The 7,273-nt window shown below is 52.8% G+C and carries 8 protein-coding genes; 2 read left to right on the forward strand and 6 right to left on the reverse strand.

Features of this window, described 5'->3' with window-relative positions; genetic code table 11:
* Positions 1 to 85 precede the first annotated feature (85 nt).
* Positions 86 to 2,293, forward strand: a complete 2,208-nt coding sequence (locus HF894_RS12580) for an anaerobic ribonucleoside triphosphate reductase (RefSeq protein ID WP_075316724.1) — start codon at positions 86 to 88, stop codon at positions 2,291 to 2,293.
* 11 nt (positions 2,294 to 2,304) lie between these two features.
* Positions 2,305 to 2,811 (forward strand): anaerobic ribonucleoside-triphosphate reductase activating protein, encoded by a 507-nt coding sequence (nrdG, locus tag HF894_RS12585; protein ID WP_021847321.1) that lies wholly within the window; start codon positions 2,305 to 2,307, stop codon positions 2,809 to 2,811.
* Positions 2,812 to 2,814: 3 nt separating this feature from the next.
* Here the strand turns inward: nrdG and HF894_RS12590 are convergent, their stop codons facing one another.
* The 6 genes from HF894_RS12590 to HF894_RS12615 all read right to left on the reverse strand — a co-directional run bounded on the left by HF894_RS12590 (position 2,815) and on the right by HF894_RS12615 (position 6,974).
* Positions 2,815 to 3,957, reverse strand: coding sequence for a dTDP-glucose 4,6-dehydratase (locus HF894_RS12590; RefSeq protein WP_204972830.1), 1,143 nt, complete (start codon positions 3,955 to 3,957; stop codon positions 2,815 to 2,817).
* Between the two features lie 84 nt (positions 3,958 to 4,041).
* Positions 4,042 to 4,605 (reverse strand): dTDP-4-dehydrorhamnose 3,5-epimerase, encoded by a 564-nt coding sequence (rfbC, locus tag HF894_RS12595; protein ID WP_204972832.1) that lies wholly within the window; start codon positions 4,603 to 4,605, stop codon positions 4,042 to 4,044.
* Positions 4,606 to 4,662: 57 nt separating this feature from the next.
* Complete coding sequence (gene rfbA, locus HF894_RS12600) at positions 4,663 to 5,565, reverse strand: glucose-1-phosphate thymidylyltransferase RfbA (RefSeq protein WP_204972834.1); 903 nt, start codon at positions 5,563 to 5,565, stop codon at positions 4,663 to 4,665.
* A gap of 144 nt (positions 5,566 to 5,709) precedes the next feature.
* Complete coding sequence (locus HF894_RS12605; protein ID WP_021847325.1) at positions 5,710 to 6,108, reverse strand: HEPN domain-containing protein; 399 nt, start codon at positions 6,106 to 6,108, stop codon at positions 5,710 to 5,712.
* The gene (locus HF894_RS12610; protein ID WP_204972837.1) at positions 6,105 to 6,419 is read right to left on the reverse strand and encodes a nucleotidyltransferase domain-containing protein; all 315 of its coding nucleotides are present in this window, start codon (positions 6,417 to 6,419) and stop codon (positions 6,105 to 6,107) included. The genes HF894_RS12605 and HF894_RS12610 overlap by 4 nt, the downstream gene beginning before the upstream one ends.
* 261 nt (positions 6,420 to 6,680) lie before the next feature.
* On the reverse strand, positions 6,681 to 6,974 hold the full coding sequence (locus HF894_RS12615) for a nucleotidyltransferase family protein (RefSeq protein ID WP_075318812.1): 294 nt from the start codon (positions 6,972 to 6,974) through the stop codon (positions 6,681 to 6,683).
* Between the last annotated feature and the right edge of the window lie 299 nt (positions 6,975 to 7,273).

Raw genomic sequence — 7,273 nt, forward strand, 5'->3', positions numbered from 1 at the left:
AAAACTGGAAACTATCAGATAAGATTGATACCTTTGCATCACCTAAAAAGAACAATAATCCACATCAAACAAGATTCTAAACCGTATGATACAGACAGTTATCAAGCGTGACGGCCGCATTGTCGGCTTCAACGAAGAGAAGATTGCCACTGCCATCCGAAAAGCCATGTTGCACACCGATAAAGGCGAAGACATGCAGCTCATCCACCAGATCACCGACCACATTTCTTTCCGCGGTGCAGCACAGATGACCGTAGAAGCCATCCAAGACATGGTAGAACTGGAGCTGATGAAGAGCAGTCGCAAAGATGTGGCACAAAAATACATTGCTTACCGCAACCAGCGCAGCATTGCCCGCAAAGCCAAGACGCGCGACATGTTCCTGGAGATCATCAACATCAAGTCCAACGACGTCACCCGCGAGAACGCCAACATGAATGCCGACACCCCCGCCGGCATGATGATGAAGTTTGCCAGCGAAACCACCAAACCGTTCGTAGACGACTACCTGCTGGACGAAGAGATCCTGAATGCCGTGAAGGGCAACTACCTGCACATCCACGATAAGGACTACTACCCCACCAAGAGCCTGACGTGCGTACAACACCCGCTGGACCGCATCCTGACTCACGGTTTCTCGGCCGGACACGGCGAATCACGCCCGGCCAAGCGTATCGAGACAGCCAGTATCCTGGGCTGCATCTCGCTGGAGACCGCCCAGAACGAAATGCACGGCGGACAGGCCATTCCCGCATTCGATTTCTACCTGGCCCCCTACGTCCGCCACAGCTTCATCGAAGAAGTACAGACCCTCGAACGCCTGAACGGTGCCGACTATTCCCACCTCTACCAGACAGAGCTGGACGACTACCTGTCCCGTCCGCTCGACGGACTCCAGGGAGACGAACGCCTGGTACAGCACGCCGTCAACCAGACCGTAGCCCGTGTCCATCAGGCTATGGAGGCCTTCATCCATAACATGAACACCATCCACTCACGCGGTGGAAACCAAGTCGTGTTCAGCTCCATCAACTACGGTACAGACACCTCGGCCGAAGGCCGCTGCATCATCCGCGAACTGCTGAACAGCACCTACCGCGGTGTGGGCAATGGCGAAACTGCCATCTTCCCCATCCAGATCTGGAAAAAGAAACGGGGCGTCAGCTATCTGCCGGACGATCGCAACTACGACCTCTACCAACTGGCCTGCAAGGTAACAGCCCGTCGCTTCTTCCCCAACTTCCTCAACCTGGATGCCACTTTCAACCAAAGCAAGGAATGGAAGGCCGACGACCCGAAGCGATACCTGCACGAAGTAGCCACCATGGGATGCCGTACCCGCGTCTTCGAAAACCGTTTCGGTCCTCAGACATCTGTCGGACGAGGAAACCTGTCTTTCTCCACCATCAACATCGTCCGCCTGGCTATCGAGTGCATGAACATTGCCAAGCCCGAGGAACGCATTGCCCGCTTCTTCGCCAAGCTCGACGCCATGCTCGACATCACCGCACGCCAGCTGCACGAACGTATGGAATTCCAGAAGACCGCCTTCGCCAAGCAGTTCCCTCTGCTCATGTCGTCCTTGTGGTTGGGATGCGACCAGTTGCGCCCCGACGACACCATCGCCCCCGTCATCAACCAGGGCACGCTGGGCATCGGTTTCATCGGCCTGGCCGAATGCCTGGTGGCACTGACAGGCAAGCACCACGGCGAGTCGGCCGAAGCGCAGGAACTTGGTCTGAAGATCATCACCTACATGCGCGACCGCGCCAACGAATTTTCGGAGAAATACCAGCACAACTACAGTATCCTGGCCACACCCGCCGAAGGTCTTTCCGGCAAGTTCACCCGTGCCGACCGTCAGCAGTTCGGCGTCCTGGCCGGCATCACCGACCGCGAGTACTACACCAACTCCAACCACGTCCCCGTCTACTACAAATGCAGTGCCCGTCATAAGGCAGAAGTCGAAGCGCCCTACCACGACCTGACCCGTGGCGGCCACATCTTCTACGTAGAAATAGACGGCGACGCCACCCACAATCCCGAAGCCATCATGCGCGTGGTCGATATGATGGACCGCTACAACATCGGCTACGGCTCTGTCAACCACAACCGCAACCGCTGTATGGACTGCGGCTACGAGAACTCCGACGACCACCTGGACGCCTGCCCGAAATGTGGCAGCACGCGCATCGACCGTCTTCAGCGCATCACCGGCTACCTCGTAGGTACCACCGACCGCTGGAACAAGGCCAAGCTGGCCGAACTGAACGATCGTGTCATTCACCAATAAACCCGTTCGCCATGCTCTCCATACTCGACATTCTCGAAGACACGACTGCCGACGGCCCCGGTTTCCGCACTTCCATCTATGCGGCCGGGTGTCCCAACGCATGCCCCGGCTGCCACAATCCCGAGTCGTGGGACATTCGCCATGGCCGTCGCATGTCTACTGAAGAAATTCTGGAAAAAGTGCTCGACGATCCCTTTGCCGACGTCACCTTCAGCGGAGGCGACCCCATGTTCCAACCGGAGGGCTTCGCCGAGCTGGCCCGCGCCATCAAGGAAAAAAGCGACAAGAACATCTGGTGCTACACCGGATATACCTTCGAAAAGCTACTCGAAGACCCTCGCCAGAGCCTTCTGCTGCAGTATATCGACGTGCTGGTCGACGGACGCTTCCGTCAGGACCTGCGCGACGAGAGCCTCTGTTTCCGGGGCAGCAGCAACCAGCGGCTCATCGACGTACCGGCTTCCCTGAAAGCGCGAAAAGCCGTGGCCTACCACTACGCCCCCTATCACACCGTGTAATCTTTATTTTCCGTACATCGTTTCGTAGTATTTCTGGTAATCCCCTGAAGTCACGTTGTCCATCCATTCCTGATTATCCAGATACCAGCGCACCGTCTTCTCGATGCCTTCCTCAAACTGCAGGCTGGGCTCCCAACCCAGCTCCTGCTGAAGCTTCGTCGAGTCAATGGCGTAGCGCATGTCGTGGCCCAGACGGTCCGTCACGTACGTAATCAGGTCCATATCCTCGCCCTCCTTGCGGCCCAGCAGACGGTCCACCGTGTTGATCACCACCTTGATGATGTCGATATTCTTCCACTCGTTGAACCCGCCGATGTTGTACGTTTCGGCAATCTTTCCGTTGTGGAAGATGACGTCGATGGCCCGTGCGTGATCCTCCACATACAGCCAGTCGCGTACATTCTCACCCTTACCATACACCGGCAACGGTTTGCGGTGACGGATGTTGTTGATGAACAGTGGTATCAGCTTCTCCGGGAACTGGTACGGGCCGTAGTTGTTCGAACAGTTTGTCACGATGGTCGGCATCCCGTACGTGTCGTGGTAGGCGCGAACGAAGTGATCGCTCGATGCCTTGCTGGCACTGTACGGACTGTGCGGATTATACTTCGTCGTCTCATAGAAGAAATCCTTGCCGTAGGCCAGGTGATGCTTGCCCGACGACGCCTTCGTCGTAAACGGAGGCTCGATACCTTCGGGATGCGTCATCTCCAGTGCTCCATACACCTCGTCTGTTGAGATATGGTAGAAGCGTTTTCCCTCGTACTTCTCCGGCAGGCTTTCCCAGTACAGCTTCGCAGCCTGTAGCAGGCTCAGCGTACCCATCACGTTTGTCCGTGCGAAGGTGAAGGGATCTTTGATGCTTCGGTCCACGTGGCTCTCCGCTGCCAGGTGGATGATGCCGTCCACGTGTTCTTCCTGCATCAGGCGGTAGAAAGCCTCGAAGTCGCAGATGTCCATCTTCACGAACTTGTAGTTCGGACGGTCCTCAATGTCCTTCAGGTTTGCCAGATTGCCCGCATACGTCAGCTTATCCAGGTTGATGATGCGATACTCCGGATACTTGTTCACGAACAGGCGAACCACATGGCTGCCGATGAAACCGGCACCGCCGGTAATGACTATAGTACGTTGAAATGTTGCCATTTGAATTGATAATTGAAAGTTGAAAATTGAAACATGACAAAAACTCGACTTTGAAATCTGAAATCAGAACCCTAAATTCAGAAATCAGAACTCTGAAATCTTAAACGGCGTTTCAAAGTCCTTCAGCACCGGATGCTTCGTGTCCTTTTCACTCAAGATCGCCTTCTCCGTCGGTATGCGCCAGTCGATACCTAGGCTTTCGTCCAGAATACTGATACCCCCGTCCGCCTCCAGATGGTAGAAGTTGTCACACTTGTACTGGAACACCGCTGTCTCGCTCAACACCGCAAACCCGTGGGCAAAGCCCTGCGGGATGAAAAACTGCCGGTGGTTCTCCTCCGTCAGCTCCACCGCCACGTGTTGCCCGTACGTCGGGCTACCCTTGCGGATATCCACCGCCACGTCCAGCACCGCGCCCTTCACGCAGCGCACCAGTTTGCTCTGCGCATACGGCGGACGCTGGAAATGCAGCCCGCGCATCACGCCATAGCTCGACATGCTCTCGTTGTCCTGCACAAAAGTAATCGGTTTCACCTTCTCATCAAATTCCCGTTGCGAGAACGATTCAAAGAAATATCCTCTCGCATCCTTAAAGATACGTGGCTCAATAATCACCACGCCCTCTATACTTGTTTTGATTATTTCCACTTGTTTAATTGATAATTGAGAATTGAAAGTTGAAAATTAATTCTTCATTCTTCATTTTTAAAGGTTCGATTTTCCCGTTCGTTCCACCTCGTCTACCACCTGTAGCAGGTATTGTCCGTACTGGTTCTTCAGCATCGGCTGTGCCAGTTCCCGCATCTTTTCAGCCGTAATCCAGCCCTTGCGGAAAGCGATACCCTCCAGACACGCAACCTTCAAGCCCTGCCGCTTTTCGATCACCTCGATAAACGTCGACGCCTCGCTCAGCGAATCATGCGTCCCCGTGTCCAGCCAGGCAAAGCCACGGCCCAGGGTCTGCACCTTCAGTTCTCCGTCCTCCAGGAAACGTTGGTTCACCGTCGTTATCTCCAGTTCCCCGCGAGCCGACGGTTTAATATTCTTCGCGATATCCACCACCTTGTTCGGGTAGAAGTATAAGCCCACCACGGCATAGTTCGATTTCGGATGCTGTGGTTTCTCCTCGATGGAGAGACAGTTCCCTTCGTGGTCGAATTCCGCCACACCGTAACGTTCCGGATCGCTCACCCAGTAGCCGAACACCGTTGCCTTCTTCTCCTCTTCCGCCGTGCGCACCGCCTCTTTCAGCATCGCACTCAGCCCGTTGCCGTGGAAGATGTTGTCGCCCAATACTAGGCACGCCGAATCGTTTCCGATAAAGTCCGCCCCGATGATGAACGCCTGCGCCAGCCCGTCCGGACTCGGTTGTTCCGCGTACTCAAAGTGTACGCCGTAGTCCGAACCGTCGCCCAGCAAGCGTTTGAAGCCCGGCAAGTCCTGTGGTGTCGAGATAATCAGTATCTCGCGGATACCCGCCAGCATCAGCACCGATATCGGATAATAAATCATCGGTTTGTCGAAGATAGGGAGCAGCTGTTTGCTCACGCCCTTGGTGATGGGATACAGACGCGTCCCGCTACCACCGGCCAATACAATACCCTTCATATCTAATCGTTCTTAAGGTTTTCCATTTGCGTTATTTATACAAAGTTAGGCAATCCCCCCGACATACCCAAACCTCCCCAAACAAAAATCGGGCGAAGCCACCATTCCTCAGCTTCGCCCGATTTTCTCATCCACACCTTCTCATTAAACATTAATCAGACTCTCCAGTTTGTCAAGTAGATGACGTACAGGATCCACCAATGGCAATACATCCTCTTCTGCAAAATCAAAAAAGTCATTATAATCCCCGGTTATACGATTCTGCAACAACCGTGAATACAACCGTCCTTCTTCTCTTGTCAGAAGCCCCTTGGATACATAATGCATCCCCAATTGGCCAACGACGCCATTATGCGTCTGCGACTTCAATCCCGCACTGACCAGCAAAGCTGAAGCCATATAAAAACAAGCATAATACATCCGTTGCATGGCCAGATTCCAATGCTTCGTCACGATCATGTCTTCAGCCTCACGCAATGTCGCATGCGCCTTTTCCTTACGATAAAAGACAACTGCTTTAATATCCTCTTCACTCAAACTCATAACAACAAAATACCTTCGTCTTTCACATTATGAAAAAAAGGAGTAAAATGATATTTCATCCAATCTCTTACCGTATAGAGTACAGGACTGATGCACTCATTAAGCGACCACCCCAATTCAACCAAAGGATAAGAGACATTATCATAATCTTCCGCCTCAATTTTCTGCTTGTCCAACAGGATCAATATATCCCAATCCGAATCCGGACGGGCATCACCACGTGCCTGAGAGCCATACAGATAAGCATGGGAGCCAGATGGTAGCAATTTCTGCAAAGCATCTTTCAATTGAATCAATACATCTGTCTTCATCTTTCACCTCCTTTTATGCAAAGAAAAGAAATTCCTCGCAGAAAACCAAATCTCCACCGCCACAATCATCCTCTGTCCCCAGACAAAAATCGGGCGAAGCCGCTATTCCTCAGTTTCGCCCGATTTTTCATACCTAATACTTGAGCTTGTATTATCACTCGTCGTCTCTCTCTACAAACGATATCATATCTTCAACCACCACAAGCATTTCCGGAAGATTCGATTTAACGACGTCCTAACAGATGCAAGACATGCTCTTTCTTATACATAAATTCCCTCCTCCATAATATCCCGTTTCAACAGGGCATCCATATTCTGACGGATGCGGACCACATCAACCTCACAACCGAACAACTGGCACAATTCCTCTTTAATATGCACCAGACTGAATATACTGGGCACTGTCAAGTCCACACAAACATCCACATCACTACCCTCCGTCTGCTCTCCACGAGCTACAGATCCGAAAATACCAATGCGGGATATACCATAAAGTATTCCCCGTTTCTGCTTATACTCCTTCAACAGTTGAATATATTCCTGAGTCGTCTTCATATCCATTCTTTTTCTGTTCCTGTCTTCCGTATAACAAAGATACACAATTCCCCGCACAAAACCAAATCTCCACCGCCACAATCATCCTCTGTCCGCAGACAAAAATCGGGCGAAGCCGCTCTGTCGCTGCTCCGCCCGATTTCATTCTTCAGGTATCTCCTCCCCCTCTCTTTGGGAGAAAGGTCAGGGGTGAAGCTTCACCCGCTTCGCACTCCCCAGCTCCTCCCGTTCCGTCACCGTGAGCCATCCCTCCTGCTCCAGTTCGAACAGGGCCGGATACACCCGCAGTTTCTCCGCTC

The sequence above is a fragment of the Caecibacteroides pullorum genome (assembly GCF_019239235.1).
Taxonomy (GTDB): Bacteria; Bacteroidota; Bacteroidia; order Bacteroidales; family Bacteroidaceae; genus Bacteroides; species Bacteroides pullorum.

Excerpts from the sequence above, each read along its gene's own strand:
- HF894_RS12610 (WP_204972837.1), bottom strand. The coding sequence starts at position 6,419 with ATGAAGACAGATGTATTGATTCAATTGAAAGATGCTTTGCAGAAATTG.
- rfbA (WP_204972834.1), bottom strand. The coding sequence starts at position 5,565 with ATGAAGGGTATTGTATTGGCCGGTGGTAGCGGGACGCGTCTGTATCCC.
- HF894_RS12590 (WP_204972830.1), bottom strand. The coding sequence starts at position 3,957 with ATGGCAACATTTCAACGTACTATAGTCATTACCGGCGGTGCCGGTTTC.
- HF894_RS12605 (WP_021847325.1), bottom strand. The coding sequence starts at position 6,108 with ATGAGTTTGAGTGAAGAGGATATTAAAGCAGTTGTCTTTTATCGTAAG.
- HF894_RS12615 (WP_075318812.1), bottom strand. The coding sequence starts at position 6,974 with ATGAAGACGACTCAGGAATATATTCAACTGTTGAAGGAGTATAAGCAG.
- HF894_RS12580 (WP_075316724.1), top strand. The coding sequence starts at position 86 with ATGATACAGACAGTTATCAAGCGTGACGGCCGCATTGTCGGCTTCAAC.
- nrdG (WP_021847321.1), top strand. The coding sequence starts at position 2,305 with ATGCTCTCCATACTCGACATTCTCGAAGACACGACTGCCGACGGCCCC.